Here is an 18,823-nt window from a genome sequence, read left to right as displayed (position 1 = left end):
TTAAGTTAAACGTTTAGATTTATGAGAAAAAAGGAGCTGTGAAACTTATTTTTGTCTCACAGCATTTTTTAACGTAGCCACAGAATCACGTTCGATCAACCGGCACTCCGGCATGGTCAGTGAATCCATCTTCGTCCCCTTGATTAAATTGAACAACACCTCAATAGCTTGATAGCCCATCTCATGTAGCGGAAGTCCCATTGTTGTTATACGCGGGCGTAAGTAATCACTGAATTCACGATTATCAAAACCGACAACCGACAGATCATCCGGTATTTTAAACCCTTTTTCCTCTGCCGCCTGCAAAATACCTACAACCATTACATCATTCATGGAAAGAATCGCGGTTGGAGGCTCCGGCAAAGCGAGCAACTCGGAGGTAAGACGATACCCTGATTCCCTCTCCCAGTCTCCCATCTTAATTAACAGTGGATCGAACGGTAATTGATATTCAGTAACGGCCTTGTAATAACCGTTCAGTCTTAATCTGGAAGGGATTGAATCCATCAAACCACTGATTACAGCAATTCTGCTATGTCCTTGGTTAACCAAGTAGGACATGGCTTGGTAAGCAGCTTGCTCATCATTATACTGGATAGAGATATCGTCCTGTGTGTAAGAGTAGGTATACACAATAGGCTTACCTTCCGTATCGATTAAACCCGTTAAATCACGGGGATGAACACCGATATAAATAATCCCATCCACTTGATTACTGAGCAGTTCGGCAACCGCATTAGCGGCATACTTTCGATAGTCTTCCGTATTCGAGAAGTTACGGCCGATACGCTTGTCCAAACGAAGATTCACCAGTAAAATATGCAAATCATTACGATCTCCAAAATCATTAATTCCATCGATAATATCGGGGGTGTTAAATACCGTCACATCTTCTGCAATAACACCTATTGTATTCGTACGGTTGAGTTTGAGACTCTTCGCAATAGCATTCGGCTTATAATTCAACTCCTCAATGGCTGCAACAACTCGTTCCCTTGTATCGGAACGTACATTGCGGGTACCATTAAGCACATAGGAGACTGTAGCAATCGAAACATTAGCCTTTGCGGCTATGTCTTTAATGCTGGTTTTCCTCATTACACCTTCTCCTATCTTATTATGGGAACTCTTTTAATCACGTTGTTAAACGTTTAGATTATTTTTACAGTTAAAATATACCACGCGTATTTATTGCTTTGCAACCCCTTTTTTGCTATTCTCAAAAAATCCTCCTGTTCGTCCCCCGTTTCGTTTAGAATTGATTTATCTGTTGTTCATTGGATAAAAATAAGATATAGGAGCTTGAGCTTACTATGACACCATTTACTGAGAGAGTTATTCATATCATACAGTCTATACCAGAAGGTAAAGTGATGACTTACGGAGGAGTTGCCCGCGCGGCAGGCAGCCCAAGAGGAGCGAGGCAGGTCGTTCGCATCCTTCATTCCATGAGCAAAAAATATAAGCTGCCCTGGCATCGGGTCATTAATGCTAAGGGAATGATCGCACTAACTGAGGATGAGTCTAACTCCCTCCAGAGGCTCTATCTACAGGGAGAGGGAGTTAGTTTTAATGAAAAAGGTGTGGTAGATCTGAAGCAATTCCAGTTTGAGCCGGAGTGTGCCGATTAGTACCCTCTGGTAACTCTTCGTCTTTCTCCTGTGCCAAGAGCATTGAGTAGACAATACATCGTCGCGTAAATGACCAGCAGGACAAAGGCAATGAACAAGCTGAAAAATACGGACTGGAGATTCAGGCTATCCAGAACAAGTTGATACAACTGATGCCTGTCCGTCAGGACGTCCCAGCTATTGAGTCTGTAGACTCGGCCAAGCAGTACACCATATCCCCCGAGCATACATGCCGCAAGCACGAATACCCATGACCACAGCAGGTTGCTTTTACGATAAATGACCGTCTGGAACTGATACAATGAGAAAAAACCGGTCAACCATCCACTCCAGGTGAACAATAAAAGAGTGACCAAGTCATACCAGTAGCGATTCTGAACGGCTCCCTCCACGATATATCTACTTTTTCTTACCGTTAAATGCACCAGGTCAGTCATGAGATAAGGCGCGTTGGGAAAGAACAGCAGCCACGCGACACCCAAAGGAAGAAGTAATAGACCGCCTATCTTCCTTTTGTCTAGCTCATAAGCAGCCATGGAGAATAAAAACGGAATCCATGCTAAGAACAAATTCCAAATTAAAAAACCGTAAAACGAATCCGTCTGAAGTGACACTACACGATATACCGCCAATGTAGCGACAGACAATCCCGCCAAGAGCATAAACACCTTCGGATAATTCAATTCCTTCATGAGCTTATATTCTCCTTATCGATATTGATTACATTAAACTTATACCTAATTGTACAAATTCAGAATTCCGAAGTCCAATTTTAATACAAAAGCCCAGACGCAAGAATAGCGCCCAGGCCGACTTTATTTATTAAGCTCAAGTACCGCTGATTAGTTCAGAGGCAATGCTGGCTTCTTGCGTCCTGTCAGACCTCGTAGTCCACCTGCATCCTCCTGACAGGATAATGCCGTACACTCCCTAAACGCCGCATGGCTGCATCCGATACATTTATTGTGATTAATACTGCTAAGAGCTTCATTGATCGCTTCACCGGTATGATGATAGAACTGTGCCTCTCCTATTTTGTCATATAGCCCGGTTCTCTTAAGTAGCTCAAGCGGCTGCGGCTGAACACCGGAGATCATCAGTTTCCCTCCAACAGCATGGAGATGCCGCACCAGCTCCGCCAGATTGGATTCGCCCGTAGTATCCATGAATGGCACTTTTCCCATCCGCATTAATATAATTTTCGGCTGATCGGAGCCATAACCCGGCATGGTGTCATCAAATCTATACGCAGCGCCAAAAAACAGCGGCCCTTCCACGGTATAAATCCCAATCTGCGGACAATCATGACTCTCCGTTACCATATGTGCTCCTACCTTGACGGAATTAGGATCAGGCAATACTTTGGATACCAGATGAACCTCTCCCATCCGTTTCACAAACAAAATCACCGCAAGAATCAATCCCACCTCTACAGCCAGCGTTAAATCTGCAAATATCGTCAACAAGAAGGTGATGAATAACACCAAAGAATCACCTGTTTTGATTTTAAGCAAATGAAGAAATTGTTTACGCTCACTCATATTCCAAGCTACTACCATCAAGATAGGAGCCATCGCTGCCAACGGAATACTAGAAGCATAGGGTGCAAACAACAGAAGAATTAGGAATACCACTACCCCATGAACGATCCCTGAGATCGGAGAAACTGCGCCGCTTTTGATATTTGTGGCGGTTCTGGCAATGGCACCCGTGGCTGGAATTCCTCCAAACAATGGAGCTGCAATATTGGCGATTCCCTGACCAATCAGTTCACGGTTGCTGTTATGGCGGCTGCCCGTCATCCCATCAGCTACGACAGCTGACAATAAGGATTCAATAGCACCCAACATCGCGATGATAAAGGCCGGACGAATCAGCAGTATAATCCGCTCCCAGGTAATGGTCGGAAAACGGAAGCTTGGCAATGTATTAGGGATATTCCCATAGGCCAAACCAATCGTAGTCACCTTACCGCTAAAAAATAACGCTGCTATGACAGTTGCACAAAGAAGACCGACCAATGAACCCGGCACCTTCGGAGCAAAGCGAATCGCTAGGATAACAACGGCCAGACAAATCGCGGCGGTCAGGATACTATATCCATTGATCGTCGATAGATGAAGTCCAATTTCTTTCATGTTATCTACAAAGCTCTCGTGCCGTTCAATATCCCTTAACCCAAGGAAGTTAGCAATCTGTCCGGTGAAGATAATAACCGCTATTCCTGCTGTGAAACCAATCGTGACCGGCTTCGGAATAAATTTAATCAGTACACCCAGCCTTAACAATCCCATGAGGACTAAAATAACCCCCGCCATCATCCCCGCTAACAGCAGGTTCTCATAACCATACTGCATCCCAATGGCGAACAAGATAGGAATAAATGCACCTGTCGGTCCACCAATCTGAAATTTCGATCCCCCGAACAATGAAATACATATGCCGGCAACGATTGTCGTATAAATGCCATATTCCGGCTTTACACCAGAAGCAATAGCAAATGCCATCCCTAAAGGAATGGCAATAACCCCGACGATTGTCCCTGATATCAAATCCTTGCGAAAAGCGTTCATGTTGTAGCCTTTATAACGACCCCGCCCTGTCATGTTCAAACCTTCTTTTCTTTAAATATCTGATTATTTGAATATAAGAAGAACATTACTCTAGGACGCGACTGTTGTCAACGCCAAAATAACGTTAATCTATTCCATTTTCACTCGCCGCGCATGCCTTCCAGCAATGAAATGGTATTCACGAGATGGTTATCAAATATTTGTTTGGCCACGACCAGAAGGTCCTTGATCAGAGGATCACGTAAGGCATAAATGACTGTGGTGCCTTCTTTCACACTGGTTACTACATTTTTGGCGCGTAAAACAGCTAGCTGCTGGGATACAGCAGAACCTTCCGAGCCGAGAATAGCCTGCAGTTCATTCACATTCTTCTCACCTTCGCTAAGCAGCTCCAGAATACGAATACGCATCGGATGAGCCAGCGCCTTGAAGAATTCGGTCTTAAATTGCTGAATTTCGGTGTTCATAGCTTTCTACTCCTCATGCTTAACTTTCTGAATCTAATGTTATCTTAGTCCCTAAGAAGCGTCAAATACTGAAGGGATAGATTCGCACATCCCGGACCTGCAATTCTACGAACACACCCAGTGCCATAGGTTCACCGAGACACTCGAACATCACTAACCCTTCACCTATTCGTAAAAATCCTGTGCCATCTTCTTCAATATTCTCCAACACGCCCGTAAAAATAACCCTATCCTGTTCGAGCCTGATGTTGAACTCACCTGCAGGCACAGGATGGATATCCACCCACCTCATAAGCAGCTCCGAAAGCTCGAATTCCACATCCATTTCTGCCCCTGGATTCACAGGAGCACCACACCAGACTCCCCGGCCCTCCCCAAATTCTGTGAGAAAAAATACCTCGTCCTTTTTCAACCCACTTTTTGTAATTTTGATTTGCATAGCCCATACTCCACCCTAATGATTTATAACGATCATTATATCATGAGAATTAGCCCAATTTATCAAGTATAATTCTGGGTTGCCTTATTCAGATAAGTACTAGGGTGTAACCAAGGATGCTTAAAGAACTCACTTTTACTGGTAATCTTCCGCGAAACACTCAGGTCATAATCGATCATAGACTTTATCTGCTCTGCAAAGGCCTCCCCTTTTACCAGCATTCCCAGCTCAAAATCGTGGCAGGCACTTCTTTCGTTGATATTATATGAACCATGAAAAACGGCTTGTGATCTATAATCATAGGTAATTTTCCAATGGGAAAATCGACCGGTGGCACTGTAGTCATAGAAGGAAACACCGTTAATAAACGGCATATACATATTGCCTCTTACCGCCGCGCGATTTGTAGGATGATCATTAACCTCCAGCGGGTTACAAATGTTCAAATTACACGAGCATTCCGGACCAAGCAGCCCGAGCCGATCCCAAAAATCCTGATCAATCAAATAAGGATTCACGATGATAGTCTCTTCAGCCGCGTAAGTAATTAAATCCAGATAATATTGTTGAATCAGGTTAACCGGGTTACCTGGAAAGCTTGCTAACAGCGTACATTCTTCCTCACCAAAATGATAATCCACATCCGGATAATAAAAGACATCATTCACATCAAAATGATCTCCGCCTAGAAGCAGCCAGCGAGAATAGAACATCGCATTCAAAGGCTGCGCTGCTGCGCCGCGAATCCGGAAGCAGCCATCATGCCACTCAGCCTCTTTACTAGGAATCCCCTGTGGATGTCCATCTATACTCATTGCAGAGGATGCCTGCACTGGGGTCTCATACGTATATTGGTCACCAATATTTACACTGCCTATAATCGAGGTTACCCCATCTATGACCATAAACTTCCGATGATCGATGACATTCAGTCCTGTGACCTCAACATCCTCTTGCACTTTATCCTGCAGAAACAGGATACTTTCCGGCACTCCCGCTTGCTCCAGCGCCTTTCGTTTCACCCGCCATTCCATAGCTGAATAATACGAATTGAAGGTATTCAGCAGCTTGGCGCCTGCATTCTCAAGCTGATCAGCAATCTTGGAGAACTGGCCGTACTCCAGATTATTTCCGTACCCCAAAGCCGTCAATGTGTAATTGACCATAACCCTTACCTTAACGCCACGCTTAAGAGCATAAAACAGTTCATCTGCAACCAGATTGCCCGAGCGATCATTAAAAAAAAGCATGACAGACAGGTGGATATAATGCTGCGCTTTTCTGATCTCCTCTAATATCATTCCTAGACACTCTGGACCATTCACGTAAGGTGTTACTTGATTATTCCACGTAGTCTGCGGAGCCAGAACTTTTAGCTTGCCTGAGTCTAGTCTGCCCAATACTTCAGTAAGTTGTTCCAGTAAGCTTGGGCTAAATCCAGGAAGCTGGAATAGCTGCTGACTTGTCGTAATGACTCCGCCAAGCGTCTGACGATAGGCTCTGGCAGCCTCTAGGTCTATCCCCTCAAGCTTACGCTCCACCTCTTCTCCTGCTACACCCATAATACGGGCAAGCGATCCGCCGGATAGATAATAATTCAAGAAATCAATCATATTTCTCTGTGTCTTCATATGTAAAGTCCCCCATCGTTTATATTGCATGCCTTTGAATCAAGGTAAGGATAGATACCCTAGATCTCCTTTTTATAAACGGGGTGAAATGCAAAACAGGGATGCCCCACAGCCTTTATGGCTATGGATCATCCCTGTTTAGGATTAAATAAAATTCGCTAAGAATGGAGACAGCTTATTTTACCTGTTCTGCGCTAAATACTTTAACATCTAGAGGAGCAGCCAAGAATTCGCCAGCTTTAGCTGAGAAAGCAGTGAAATGAGCGCTCGTATTGTGGCTGGATACTGCATCAGCATCACGCCATTGCTCAATCATAATAAATGAGTTGGCTTCTCCAGCATTCTCATATAGCTCATAAGAAAGGTTACCCTCTTCAGCATGAGTAGCAGCCAGTAATGCTTTAGACTCCGTCAAAAACTGTTCGCGACGCTCTGGATTAACTTTAAGTACAGCATGAATAATGATCATTGTATATTCCTCCTAAGATTAGTGTTTATGGTAGCGTGTTGGCTTACTAACTTTAATAATTATTTCCACTCAGCAACTTTATCGATAGGCAGACGAACAGAGGGGTAACCTGCATCAACAGCTTTACCAATGGAGAGCAGCATTACAGGAACATAACGATCTTTTTCCATACCAAACGCTTCAGCGATTTGGTCTTTTTCAAATCCACCAATTGGGTTTGTATCGTAACCATGTGCACGAGCAACCAGCATCAGCTGCATAGCAACAAGTGCGCCATCGATAAGCACGGTGTCTCTATTAATTTCCCGTGGCAGGTTAGCGAAATGAGCGGATAATCTGGTTAATTGATTTTCTTTTACTTCAGCAGGCATAAGTCCACGTTCAACAGCCGTACCGTAAATTTCTTCAGCGTAATCGAAGTTGTTCAAATCACCAAAGATGGCAATCATAGCCGCAGAAGTCTCTACTTGTACGTTATTAAAACGAGCGAGAGGCGCTAAAGTAGCTTTAGCTTCGTCACTTTCAATGACCAGAAAACGCCAAGGCTGCATGTTCACTGAAGATGGAGCAAGTGTAGCTTCGGTAAGGATCTGTGTCATTTCTTCTTTGCTGATTTTAACGGATGGATCATATTTGCGGATAGAGCGGCGTCCTGTAATAATTTCTTGAAAATCATTTGTTTGTGTAGCGTTCATATGATTAATTCTCCTTTGAGTGTGTTTTGTAAGTTACAACAGAATGATATTAGATTGCAGACGATTGAGCATATCAATGAGCACTGCTCGCTCCTGATCGTTAAAACCTGTTAGCAGAGTAGCGATAAACCGCCTTTTCTCTTCGCTATATTTAACCATTCTTTCCCGACCTTGATCGGTTAATGAGACCAATGTGACCCTGTTATCGGCTGGGTTATTGCGGCGAGCGATCATGCCACTCTCTTCCAATCCCTTCAGATGACGTGTGACGGCTGCCGCATCAATATCCATTTCCTTTTGCAGACTGATTTGGCTGACTTCATCTACCCGAAACAGTTCATGCAGGAGGCGAAGCCGTGTGGGACTGATCCCTGCACAACGTTCGAATTTTGGAGAGATTCCTTTGTTTAAGGCCTGCAGCAGTTCAAATATATGTTCTTCCTCAGGACAGTACTCCGTCAAAATATACCTCCTTTCTATATTTAATTGCATGCAATTGTTTTGTATGAAATTATACTAACGCATAATCATTGACCCGTCAACTAATATATCAAATCATTTTTAAAAAATCAACATTGCTTATCCTCATCCGGTGCTATACGCTTGAATAAAAGAGGAGGATACCTATGAGAATATCCCTGATTCAGCTGGATATAGCATTTGGCAATCCCGCTATGAATTATGCTGCCGTAGCCCAAAAAATAAGTGAAGCTGCTTCCGCAGCCCCTGATTGTCTGATTCTCCCTGAGCTATGGACCACTGGTTATGATCTGACTCGCTTAGAAGATATTGGCGATCCGGAAGGAGAAATTACCAAGGCATTTATCTCCAGCTTGGCTAAACAATACAGCATTAATATCATCGCTGGTTCTGTCGCTAGCCGAAATGATACTGGTGTAACCAATCGTATGTATGTATTTAATCGATCAGGTAAGCTCGTCGGACAATACAGCAAGCTGCATTTGTTCCAGCTGATGGACGAACATTTGTATCTGCAGCCGGGAGAAGCCAAAGGACTATTTACATTAGACAATACGTTATGTGCAGGGCTAATCTGTTATGATATCCGGTTTCCGGAGTGGGTTCGCGCCCATACCGCACAAGGGGCGGAAATCCTGTTCGTCTGCGCTGAATGGCCACTGCCCAGATTGTCCCACTGGCGGGCGCTGTTGATCAGCCGGGCCATTGAGAACCAATGTTTTGTTGTAGCCTGCAACCGTGCAGGCAGCGATCCTGCCAATATCTTTGCTGGGCATTCAATGATTATTGATCCTTGGGGAGATATTGTGTGTGAGGCTTCTGAAGAGGAAGAAATTCTAACCGGAGAGATCGATTTACATCAGGTGCGTGAGATTAGGAAACAATTTCCGATTTTTTCGGACAGACGTCCTGAGTTGTATAATTAAAAGAGCGTCATTGTTGAATATTAAAAAAGACGTTACGTAGGCTGGCATTATCCAGCTTTCCGTTACGTCCTTTTTTAACAGACTCCAACCCATGCTCAGCCCTCAGGAATACCGCTCGCGCAGCACCCGCGTTGCATCGAGCACACGTGGATCATCATAGTCCAAGCTGTATCCTGTCTCTTGCTGCAAAATGCGGGATGCTCTAAGAGAGACTCCACGACGAATTAAAGCCTGAATAATCCCCTCCACAAACACTTTCGCCACTTCAGGTCCACCAAGTTCACCCAGTCCAGCAATCGTCTCTGGACGAACCCGTGGATATGATAGTGAGGAGTCTCCTCCGGAGGCTTGCGCATAGAAATTACGAATTTGTTCACCGCGTTCTTGACCCGAGCCAGAAACTACGACAAAAGCATGTACAAAATAGGCATTGTTCTGCCTACGCTGAGCAATACCACAAAACTTCCGCCCCCCAATGGCCAGATCGAAATCACCAGGGCAGTAAGAACCAACAATCTCACCAGCCTCAATTTGCGCCGCAGCCTGTGGATGACTTATAGCAACCGCTTCCGTAATCAAAGCAGCCAAGAGCTTAAAGTCATCATGAAAGTCCAGCTTTCCACGTCCTTTGGGCAGAACTAGAGAAACATTAATGATCCCTGCATCCAGAGGCACCGCAGCCCCGCCGGAATGCCTAACCGCCGTTCTAATCCCTTGCTCCTCAAGCGTGAGCATCGCCTGAACTGCACACGGTAGCTTACTGTCCCGAAGTCCAAGCGCTACACCACCAGAATGACTCCACAGATGCAAGCTAGGAGGTATAATACCCGCTCCAACATCCCGGCATAAGGTTTCCTCAAAAGCGAACGGGACCAACATATCCTCTAAGCTATCTACTTCTATACCTTTGCTCTCATCCCTTGCACTCAGATGTTGAAAGAGCCCCATTTCTGAAGGAAGTTTACTAAATATTGAATCATACTCACGAGTATCCACCAAAGCCCCTCTTTCCCGAATATGAGCCACGAGACCTGCTATTCTCTACCAGCTAAGGATCCAAGCCTATCCGTATAAATAATGATAGTAATATTGTAACCGATCTGTCTCCATGCTGTGAGTAGAGAATTGAAATGAGGTTATGATAACGCTATTCTTATAGTAAATGGACTTACCCTAGAGCATAATAGGGGAAGCCCTAAATTCATGCTATCCCAAACGTTAAGGAGTGATGCTGCATGACAGGAGACAAGCTGACCAAAGAACGACAGCTAACCAAAACAAAGCAATGGGAACAAGCCCTTAACCACCTTTATATCAACTTTTGGGATTACAGCCATGACGCATTAAATAAATTCGCTGATGAAGATATCCACCAGGCAAGAGTGAACTGCCGTAAGCTGCTAAGTCTATTATCCATTCTTGATCCGCGGCACACTTCAGGCCTGTACCCTATTTTCAAAAAAGCGCAAAAGAGATTAGGTAAAGTGAGAGATGCAGATGTTCTAATAGAATCTTTCAAGAACAAGCGCAAGCAAGCGAAGGAGAACGGAGATTCCAAAACTGCAGACCTGTTAAAGGCAGTGATTGCTTACCAAAAGGATAAGCGCAAAACTTACCGCAAGAAGCTCGCTAAGGAGCTGCCTGAACTAATCAATGAAGACCTCGAGGAAAAGTGGAAGACCTTCCTAAGCGAGCAGCTTGAAGCCCTAGCCGCCAAAAAGAATGTTAACGTTGTTATGCGTGAGCTTGAGATCGCTTATGAGCAGAAAAAAAAAACCTGTAAAGCTATTTTCCATGAAGACAATGCCGAATCTAAAGAAGCCTTCGACGCTTTGCACCAGCTAAGAATCGCTGCTAAGGAACTGCGTTATACCGCGAGTGCGGCCGATTTTGCGTTAAATCAGAAATTTCATGCGCATGAGGAGATCTATAAGGAGATTCAAGATCAACTTGGGCTGATTAACGACAAACGTCTATGGCTGGAAACACTGAATGCTATTGGACGTGAAGAGCTGGACATCGGTAAAAAAGCATGGAACGCCTTCACATCGCAATTAAAGGATGAAGTGCTCGATGCACTGCATCATAATGATGTCATTCCTATCCAGACACAAACGAAGTAGCTCCATACAACATTGCAAATGGTCCTTTCTATTCAGCCGTTGTATCTGATGCACCATACTCTTCAATATTCAGTTTCACTTCATAGGTAATCGGAATCTCGCTAAAGGTTTCATCCCAGTTATCCTCTACGCTCCGCCATACGGCTGGATGTTGAATACGCAAAGCGTTGCCGAAACCTGCAACCTCTGTATGCAGCTCCTTCTGCATTTTTTTCACAGTGACCTGAAGCATGTCTAAGACATGCTTCTCCAGCACTGCTTTATCCTCCTTTACAATGCCGTCATGTAACTTCTTTGCACTCTTGGCAAAAGCCTCACCATATCTCCCCGTAGATTCTATTTTCACATGAAAAGAGATCTTCCCATCCTTCACATTAGCTTTATACTTACTACCCAGGGATTTGATTTCATAGGTAATGAGCTTATTGTTAGACGGGTCGTATGCTTTGAGAGCACCCCCCTCTCCCTTTCCAGTCAGCCAGACCATACCTTCCAGCTCCGATGCATCTAAAAAACCAACGAGCTTTCCCGTTTTCCCTTTAATTACGCCTGCTCCATCCAGCTTTGTCTCCTTCTCTTTTTCTAAAGAAATTACATTCTGCAACATGAAACTTCTTTTACCATGCAAAGGACCCGCCACTTTAGCTATTGAAACCGGCTCCCATATCCTCGTGCTCCGACTTCTATTCACAAAAATCCCCTCTAATACAAATGAAGGGGTTTGGCCCGGCAGCGCATTTTCCAATACATCTTTGGCTTTTCCCTTGCTGACATATAGTAGAACACTGGGACGGATATCGTTATCCCTGCTAAAGAAATCAATTAACTCAGAAAACTTGGTAGAACGTGCAAGCTTCTCACCGATCACAATGACCTTAAGGTGATGTCCGATCGGAGTACGTCTAGTACGCAGTGAAAGTGCCCGTAATGCTTCAAACATCGAATCACTTACTTCACTCATGTTATAGTAATTTCTGGTTGAGGATGGGGAAGCCCCAGACTTCATACCTGACCCTCCTGAGCCTTGAGGAATCGTAAACTGGTAGGTACTCATTATTTGGGCAGGCATAGGATTTCCCCCGCCTCCTTGCTGGGTTGCCTCCTCATCCCCTGTCTCCTCCGCACTGTCCAGGGCAACACCAATCTCCATACTTAACTCCTCAACAGGTGTGCTGCTCCAGCAACCGGTCAACAGAATACATACTATAAGAAATGTAATCGACACTCTCCATTTTTTCATGAAGCCGCCCTCCGGAAATGTGCGATGATCAACAGCGGCAATGGAATTAATCCAAATAAAACGATCATCCAATTACCTACGACTGTTCCTAATGCAAATAGAGCATTCACATTTGGTGGCATTCTGGAAACTACATAGGCTACTGGAAGTATAGCCAATAAGCAGCTATTAAATCGTTTATGAAATATTTGAGAAACTCCCAAAGCAGCAGCATAAATAGTGATGCAGAAGGTGCAGAAAATTTGCATAATCCAAATTACCAGTAGCAGCGATTCAAACCTCTCAAAAATAAGATAATTCACCTCAAAGCTTCTCACTAGATCAAGAAATGGCCAAGTTCTTGTGACCACTCCATCTATAGAAAACGCACCAATAGTCATTACAACAGCTAAAAGATAAAAGAACGTTGATATACATGATCCAGCAATAATTACCTTTACTGCTTTTTGTGGCTTATCCATAAAAGCAACAACGAACAGCATCGCTTCACCAGCAGTAAAAGTCAGAATGGTTGGCCTGATGCCCTTCCATACCGGTCCTAAACCATCTCCAAGGAAAGGCCGCAAATTATCGATATCGAAAACTTCAATACTAAGCAAGCATACTCCAACAAAAACTGTCCAAGTAATCGGAACAATCAACCTACACATGCTAGTGATAGCATTAAGTCCTCCTCTGCATAAATAGAAGGCTATCCAAATAAACACAGCAACAATAGCCCAAGGAGGGGTTCCCTCCAACAGAAAAAAAGAGGTCACTTCCTGTACGGAACGTGCTTCAAAACTGGCTATACACAGAAAATAAACAATCACTAATATAGAGAGCATCACTCCAAGTGGTTTGCCAATGATTTTCCCGCTAAATTGAAAAATAGTTTGACCTGGAAACCGTTGGCTAAGTTTCACTATAATTAAACCTGTTAAAAAGGTAATTACTCCCCCTAAAAAAACGGAGATCCACACGTCTGGAGTTTCACTAGCCTCTACAATCGTCCGAGGAAGTGTAAGTATCCCTGCCGCAATAGTATAATTGGCTAGTATGATCGTCGCTTGAACAGCAGTAATTCGGTCCTTCACCTCGGTACTCATATTCGCTTCCTCCTTTACTTCGATCTCTCACCCTTTGCGTCGGGGGTCCTTCGGCTTCAACAGCGTAGGGCGGCCTGTTAGAAATTGCAGTGGCATACGGAATATAAAATCTTTCCAATCCTTAATCTTATACGGTATAAACATGCCAAGATAAGGCATGCCGAAGCTTTTTAGCTTGATTAAATGGGCACTCAGGAAAAGGAAAAATAACACAACTCCATATAATCCAAAGACTGCTGCAGAAAACATCGCTATAAAACGGAGCATACGCAGCGTCATTCCCGCACTATACATAGGGATGGTGAAGGAGGAGATTGCTGTAACTGAAACAACGATGACTAGAATTGGACTCACAATTCCCGCTTCTACTGCGGCTTGGCCGATGATTAGACCGCCAACAATCCCCATCGCGGGACCGATAGGTTTAGGTAGCCGGAGTCCAGCCTCCCGTAATATTTCGATTGAGGTCTCCATAATCAAAGCTTCGATTAATACCGAAAAAGGTACACCTTGGCGGGAGCTGATGATTGAAATGGCCAACTTTGTCGGAATCAATCCCGGCTGAAAGGAGAGGAAGGAAATATATAGTGCCGGTGCAAACATTGATATCAATGCGGCGAGAAAACGCAGTAAGCGCACCAACGACCCCACCATCCACCGATCGTAATAATCCTCTGGCGATTGCAACAGCATCCCGAAGGACACGGGCATGATCAAGGCAAAGGGTGTGCCATCCAGCAGGATAGCTACTCTCCCTTCCAATAACGCTGCCATTACGCGGTCAGGTCTTTCCGTATTCTGAATCTGCTGGAATGGAGTGAAGCTATTATCTTCGATTAATTGCTCCACATAACCAGATTCTTGCACATCATCTATATCAATCGTCCTAATTCTTCGTTTAACTTCTTCGACAAGTTCATCATTCGCGATATCTTTGATATAAGTTAGAACCAGATCCTTCTTCATCCTCTTTCCTACAGTAAAAGAAATCATGGCTAGCTCTGTGCTCTGCCCATGTCGGCGCAGTAATGCCGTGTTATCACTTAACGTCTCATTAAACCCGCTTCGAGATCCCCGCAAGACAGCTTCTGATTCAGGCTCCTCTATCCCTCTTGTGTTCCCCTTCGGGGTGCTGAGCACAATAGCCTCCGGTATCCCTTCTACTAACAGCACTACAGAGCCGAACAATACCTTTTGAAGGGAGAGCTTCACATTATCCGTAAACTCAACTTCCGAAATAAGCACGATCTCATGAATGAGAATATCTTTTAGATCCTTTGCTTCCGGTATCGTATGGGGATCTTTAAAAACCTTATAGGCATCCATTAAAGGCTTCAGAATATTGCGATCCATTTTATCTTTATCTGTCAGTCCATCTACAAATATAAGGGCCGCTTGCAGCTTTATACCTCCGATACGCAACTCCCGAAAACTCACATCATGCATATCTGTGCTCATCTCTTTAAATCTTTGCAAATCCTCCCGAAATTGACCGCTATAGCTTGCTCCTGTAGGAGATTCTTCACTGATTCCAACGGAATCGTCCGCCTTAGTAACCTTTTTCGTATTGCTAGAACCTAGAGATGCTTCTCCGTAAGGAACCCCCCCACCTATGCTGCCGGCAGCTTTTTTTGCTCTAGTACTTATCGTATCTTCCTTTACATTAGCCCAACTCATCATCCGGATTAGAATAAACGGAACGAAAAAGATCATAATAGCTTGGAAAATCACACTCCATTTAGGAATTATCTCTAGAATAATATTCCACACCTTCATCACCTCCTTTATAACTGTGTTCGTATTTTTTACCGAAGATGGGTAAATCATGCACGCAAAAAAGACCCCACAATATGGAGTCTCCCTAATTTCATCTTTAAAATTATCGCCTTATGCTTGAAGAACCTTGTTCAGTATGCCTTGGTAGGCTGCTTTCGGACGCAGACCGACCAGCTTTTCCACGGGCTGCCCCTCTTTATATACAATGACTGTAGGCATCCCCATAACACCCGCTTCTCCAGCCAAATCCGGCAGTTCATCACAATTCACCTTAACAATAGAAACATCGTCTCCATATTCCTGGTGAAGATCTTCCAGAACAGGCAGCAGCACCTTACAAGGGGGGCACCATGGCGCACCATAATCCACCAGTACCGTTCCTCCACCACGTATTTCTGACCGCACCCAATCCGCACTATCGGCATTTATAATAGACATTTGCCATTCCTCCTCATATTTTTCAACACCAGCAGTACTATTCCAAGTTCTCCAGTGGACACGTTCCCAACTTGCTCTCATCCTGCTCCTGCAGAATAGATGCCATTCGTTCTTCCAAATTCCTCTTGATCTGATTCAGCTCTACAAGCTGACGTTCAATATCTTCCAATTTACTGCGGTATAGTGGCATCACTTCTGCGCAGAAAGCTTCTTTGTTCTTCAAGACACAATGTAGAAAGCCCGCGATCTGCTCTGTCGACAGACCCAGGTTCAAATATAGTTTAATCGTTTCTACCGTCTCTACAGCAAGTGAAGAATACTCCCGATATCCGTTGGCCTGACGGATCGGCGAGATTAATCCTTGACTCTCATAGTAACGAAGTGAACGGACGCTTACGCCCGTCAGTTTAGCAAGCTCACCTATTTTCATAGCATTCTCCCCGGGGTTCATGAGAATTGTTCTACACCAGTATAAACCCTGACACCAATGTTAGAGTCAACAAAAAAAATCCAACCGCGGCTAACCCGCAGTTGGACTCGTGTTTTATTTTACAACAGGTATATCCGCTTATATCCTATAATAATCCTGCCGCCCAAAGTCCACCTCTAAGAATCATCTGGCGAAAGGGCTCTACGGAAAATGACGGCAAATGATGACCAGGCATTAAATAAACAACCCGGCCTAGACCAAATTCATGGCACCAAGCCGCCTGCCTCATTGCCCCATCATGAGGATATTCCATAAGCACAGTTGTTTCGAAATAGGGATGCTGCTCAAAATAATAAGGCTCATCATCGATCACAAATTCTTCGATTCCCTGCATAATGGGATGCTCCTGTACCGGTATGGACATCTGGAGCGAAGTGAATTCTGGATGATGAGTGAAATGCGCTCCCAGCATAGCGCCTAGCTCCTGATTACGCTGTAAGGAGATTCCGTTATGTACCACTAGTAATCCGCCACCGTTAGCCACATAGGAGAGCAATGCGCTGCTTTGTTCCGCCGGTATTTTATCATCGGAGAATTCGGTATAAGAGATCACCAGCTTGTAGTCAGATAATGTTTCTTTATTAAGCAGCCCATAATCCTCCGAGGAGAATACCTGCAGGTCATTGGCAAGGATCTGCTCAATCTCCCGGTCTACTCCCGCAAATGGGTGATATTTAACCTCCGAATAACTTCCGAGTGCCAGTGCTTTTAGTGTAGACATCCTATCATCGCCTTTCTTCGTGTACTTTTTTGATTACGGGAAGACCATCTACCAAGGCCATGTATTTCCATCCACGTCAAGATAGGCCGGCTCATCCCCTAGATACTTTTTATACTCCATAACCTGACTTATAATCTGGTCTGCAGACACATCGGGTGAAATATCCGCTTGCTCATTTTTTTCGCCATGCATATAAGTCTTCATCCAGCCGGGGTGAAACACCATCACTTGACCCCCAAGCGTCTTTAGATGATTGTGCATCAGGGAGGATTGCATATTGAGAGCCGCCTTAGACATGCAGTAGCCGTACATATTAATACGTTTATTTCTGCCGATGCTGCCCGCTTCCGAAGAAATATTAACAATCAATTTATCCTTACTTTGCAATAAAAGTCCCATAAGTGCATTGCTGACTCTCAACGCGCCTAGCGTATTCACATTATAAATCTCCGCCATGCCCTCATCATCCATATCCACCAGCATCGTAGCATCATCTGCGGAATGAATAATTCCGGCATTATTAATAAGAATATCAACATGCCCAGTTCTGCTGGCGATAGCCCTTGCTGCCTGCTTTACACTGTCCTTACTACCAATATCGAGTGGAATAAGTTCCAGCTGTTCCGGATACTCCTCTTTAAGCGCTTTCAATTCATCTGTATCTCTCATGTATTGTCCAGCAAATACTGAGAACTGTTTCTCTAAAAGAGAGTGCACAAGAGACAATCCGAGACCCCGATCAGCTCCAGTCACACATGCGACTCCGTTCATTCTTATCAACACTCCTACCTAGTAAGGATTATTGAAGCAAGTTGTCTTCCTTTCACCTTAGCATGCCATCCCCTTTTTTTCAACGCGCTAAAATGAGGGTTTGGTCATCCTTGGATTAGCTGCTCCAGAATCCTTTTTGTTTTAAATTTAATATATGTTACAATCATGATTACAGGTTGTTAACAACACAATGGTTAGTAAAATAACGATCCCAGGAGGGTGATATCTATGTCTATTCAACAACTTCATACATTGGAAGATCTTGAGCAGTATGTGGCTAAACCTGGCAAGAAGCTGCTGTTCAAACACAGCACTACCTGCCCGATTAGCGCCAAAGCTAATGAGGAGTTCCAGGCTTATCTAAAGGATGCGGATACTGCAGCAGCAGTGGTTCTAGTCATCGAGGATCGTCCAGTTTCCAATCAAATTGCCGAGGATTTCGGGATTAAGCATGAATCTCCACAGCTCTTCCTGCTTGAGGATAATGAGGTCCGCTGGAACACTTCCCACTGGAAGATCACAAGAGATGCTATCAAAGAGGCTGTGAACCAATGAGCCAGCAAGTGATTGTTTATTCAACAGCAGGCTGCAGCGACTGTAATCTGGTCAAACAATATCTTACGGAGCAAGGTATCCCTTTTGAAGTAAGAGATGTTATGACTAGCACCGTCTATCAAGAGGAAGTCGAAAAGCTTGGTTTCATGGGTGTTCCTGTTACTGTAGCAGGGGATCACGCCACCAAAGGATTCAATCTTCCCGAGCTGAAAGCACTTCTCGAAGCTGCTCAGTAATTCATTCGTTTAATTATTTAGCACTTGATATATGCTTACAAAAAAGGGGATTCCAGCAGCCACTCGGCAAGGAA

At 44.3% G+C, this 18,823-nt stretch carries 22 protein-coding genes; 5 read left to right on the top strand and 17 right to left on the bottom strand.

Features of this window, described 5'->3' with window-relative positions; genetic code table 11:
- Positions 1 to 45: 45 nt before the first annotated feature.
- Positions 46 to 1,098: a LacI family DNA-binding transcriptional regulator gene (locus NST25_RS02800; RefSeq protein WP_076193723.1), complete on the bottom strand. Its 1,053-nt coding sequence runs from the start codon at positions 1,096 to 1,098 to the stop codon at positions 46 to 48.
- A gap of 215 nt (positions 1,099 to 1,313) precedes the next feature.
- Here NST25_RS02800 and NST25_RS02795 point away from each other — a divergent pair, with 215 nt between their 5' ends.
- Positions 1,314 to 1,631, top strand: a complete 318-nt coding sequence (locus tag NST25_RS02795; protein WP_076124439.1) for an MGMT family protein — start codon at positions 1,314 to 1,316, stop codon at positions 1,629 to 1,631.
- Here the strand turns inward: NST25_RS02795 and NST25_RS02790 are convergent.
- From NST25_RS02790 to NST25_RS02755, 8 genes are all read right to left on the bottom strand, one after another.
- Positions 1,628 to 2,323, bottom strand: coding sequence for a DUF1361 domain-containing protein (locus NST25_RS02790; RefSeq protein ID WP_340393278.1), 696 nt, complete (start codon positions 2,321 to 2,323; stop codon positions 1,628 to 1,630). The genes NST25_RS02795 and NST25_RS02790 overlap by 4 nt on opposite strands.
- Positions 2,324 to 2,473: 150 nt before the next feature.
- Positions 2,474 to 4,237: a SulP family inorganic anion transporter gene (locus tag NST25_RS02785; protein WP_076279648.1), complete on the bottom strand. Its 1,764-nt coding sequence runs from the start codon at positions 4,235 to 4,237 to the stop codon at positions 2,474 to 2,476.
- Positions 4,238 to 4,344: 107 nt separating this feature from the next.
- Complete coding sequence (locus NST25_RS02780; protein WP_036676741.1) at positions 4,345 to 4,671, bottom strand: metalloregulator ArsR/SmtB family transcription factor; 327 nt, start codon at positions 4,669 to 4,671, stop codon at positions 4,345 to 4,347.
- Positions 4,672 to 4,732: 61 nt separating this feature from the next.
- Positions 4,733 to 5,110, bottom strand: a complete 378-nt coding sequence (locus NST25_RS02775) for a hypothetical protein (RefSeq protein WP_076307915.1) — start codon at positions 5,108 to 5,110, stop codon at positions 4,733 to 4,735.
- 62 nt (positions 5,111 to 5,172) lie between these two features.
- Positions 5,173 to 6,741 (bottom strand): phosphatidylserine/phosphatidylglycerophosphate/cardiolipin synthase family protein, encoded by a 1,569-nt coding sequence (locus NST25_RS02770; protein WP_340393276.1) that lies wholly within the window; start codon positions 6,739 to 6,741, stop codon positions 5,173 to 5,175.
- 175 nt (positions 6,742 to 6,916) lie between these two features.
- A complete protein-coding gene (locus tag NST25_RS02765; RefSeq protein WP_076124444.1) occupies positions 6,917 to 7,210 on the bottom strand; it encodes a putative quinol monooxygenase in 294 nt (97 codons plus the stop codon).
- Between the two features lie 59 nt (positions 7,211 to 7,269).
- On the bottom strand, positions 7,270 to 7,905 hold the full coding sequence (locus tag NST25_RS02760; RefSeq protein WP_076101373.1) for a nitroreductase family protein: 636 nt from the start codon (positions 7,903 to 7,905) through the stop codon (positions 7,270 to 7,272).
- Positions 7,906 to 7,938: 33 nt separating this feature from the next.
- On the bottom strand, positions 7,939 to 8,367 hold the full coding sequence (locus NST25_RS02755) for a MarR family transcriptional regulator (RefSeq protein ID WP_076304354.1): 429 nt from the start codon (positions 8,365 to 8,367) through the stop codon (positions 7,939 to 7,941).
- Positions 8,368 to 8,531: 164 nt separating this feature from the next.
- On the opposite strand from NST25_RS02755, the gene NST25_RS02750 reads away from it, so the two are divergent.
- A complete protein-coding gene (locus tag NST25_RS02750; protein WP_340393275.1) occupies positions 8,532 to 9,311 on the top strand; it encodes a carbon-nitrogen family hydrolase in 780 nt (259 codons plus the stop codon).
- Positions 9,312 to 9,413: 102 nt separating this feature from the next.
- Here NST25_RS02750 and NST25_RS02745 read toward each other — a convergent pair whose 3' ends face one another.
- Positions 9,414 to 10,307, bottom strand: coding sequence for a hypothetical protein (locus NST25_RS02745; protein WP_340393274.1), 894 nt, complete (start codon positions 10,305 to 10,307; stop codon positions 9,414 to 9,416).
- Positions 10,308 to 10,546: 239 nt separating this feature from the next.
- On the opposite strand from NST25_RS02745, the gene NST25_RS02740 reads away from it, so the two are divergent.
- Positions 10,547 to 11,434 carry a CHAD domain-containing protein gene (locus NST25_RS02740; protein WP_076124450.1) on the top strand — a complete coding sequence of 296 codons (888 nt, stop codon included), beginning with the start codon at positions 10,547 to 10,549 and terminating at the stop codon, positions 11,432 to 11,434.
- 28 nt (positions 11,435 to 11,462) lie between these two features.
- Here NST25_RS02740 and NST25_RS02735 read toward each other — a convergent pair whose 3' ends face one another.
- The 7 genes from NST25_RS02735 to NST25_RS02705 form a co-directional block, all read right to left on the bottom strand.
- The gene (locus NST25_RS02735) at positions 11,463 to 12,674 is read right to left on the bottom strand and encodes a Ger(x)C family spore germination protein (protein WP_076302357.1); all 1,212 of its coding nucleotides are present in this window, start codon (positions 12,672 to 12,674) and stop codon (positions 11,463 to 11,465) included.
- Positions 12,671 to 13,762, bottom strand: coding sequence for a GerAB/ArcD/ProY family transporter (locus tag NST25_RS02730; RefSeq protein ID WP_076179795.1), 1,092 nt, complete (start codon positions 13,760 to 13,762; stop codon positions 12,671 to 12,673). Before NST25_RS02730 ends, NST25_RS02735 begins: the two co-directional genes overlap by 4 nt.
- Before the next feature lie 27 nt (positions 13,763 to 13,789).
- On the bottom strand, positions 13,790 to 15,538 hold the full coding sequence (locus NST25_RS02725) for a spore germination protein (protein WP_139330149.1): 1,749 nt from the start codon (positions 15,536 to 15,538) through the stop codon (positions 13,790 to 13,792).
- Positions 15,539 to 15,649: 111 nt separating this feature from the next.
- Entirely contained in the window at positions 15,650 to 15,976 is a 327-nt protein-coding gene (locus NST25_RS02720; protein WP_076124458.1) for a thioredoxin domain-containing protein, read from the bottom strand.
- Positions 15,977 to 16,013: 37 nt separating this feature from the next.
- Entirely contained in the window at positions 16,014 to 16,406 is a 393-nt protein-coding gene (locus NST25_RS02715; protein WP_076185170.1) for a MerR family transcriptional regulator, read from the bottom strand.
- 145 nt (positions 16,407 to 16,551) lie between these two features.
- Positions 16,552 to 17,187, bottom strand: a complete 636-nt coding sequence (locus tag NST25_RS02710) for a ThuA domain-containing protein (protein ID WP_280753273.1) — start codon at positions 17,185 to 17,187, stop codon at positions 16,552 to 16,554.
- 48 nt (positions 17,188 to 17,235) lie between these two features.
- Positions 17,236 to 17,958, bottom strand: coding sequence for an SDR family NAD(P)-dependent oxidoreductase (locus NST25_RS02705; protein WP_280753274.1), 723 nt, complete (start codon positions 17,956 to 17,958; stop codon positions 17,236 to 17,238).
- A 228-nt stretch (positions 17,959 to 18,186) separates the two neighbouring features.
- Here NST25_RS02705 and ytxJ point away from each other — a divergent pair, with 228 nt between their 5' ends.
- Positions 18,187 to 18,513 (top strand): bacillithiol system redox-active protein YtxJ, encoded by a 327-nt coding sequence (ytxJ, locus tag NST25_RS02700; protein ID WP_042123836.1) that lies wholly within the window; start codon positions 18,187 to 18,189, stop codon positions 18,511 to 18,513.
- Entirely contained in the window at positions 18,510 to 18,749 is a 240-nt protein-coding gene (locus tag NST25_RS02695; protein ID WP_076124465.1) for a glutaredoxin family protein, read from the top strand. Before ytxJ ends, NST25_RS02695 begins: the two co-directional genes overlap by 4 nt.
- Positions 18,750 to 18,823 lie beyond the last annotated feature (74 nt).

Origin of the sequence: Paenibacillus sp. FSL E2-0190, assembly GCF_037992965.1 — a bacterium.
Lineage (GTDB): Bacteria > Bacillota > Bacilli > Paenibacillales > Paenibacillaceae > Paenibacillus_AQ > Paenibacillus_AQ odorifer.
Note: the sequence above shows the minus strand (reverse complement) of the source record. Positions and strands in the feature narration are given on the sequence as shown.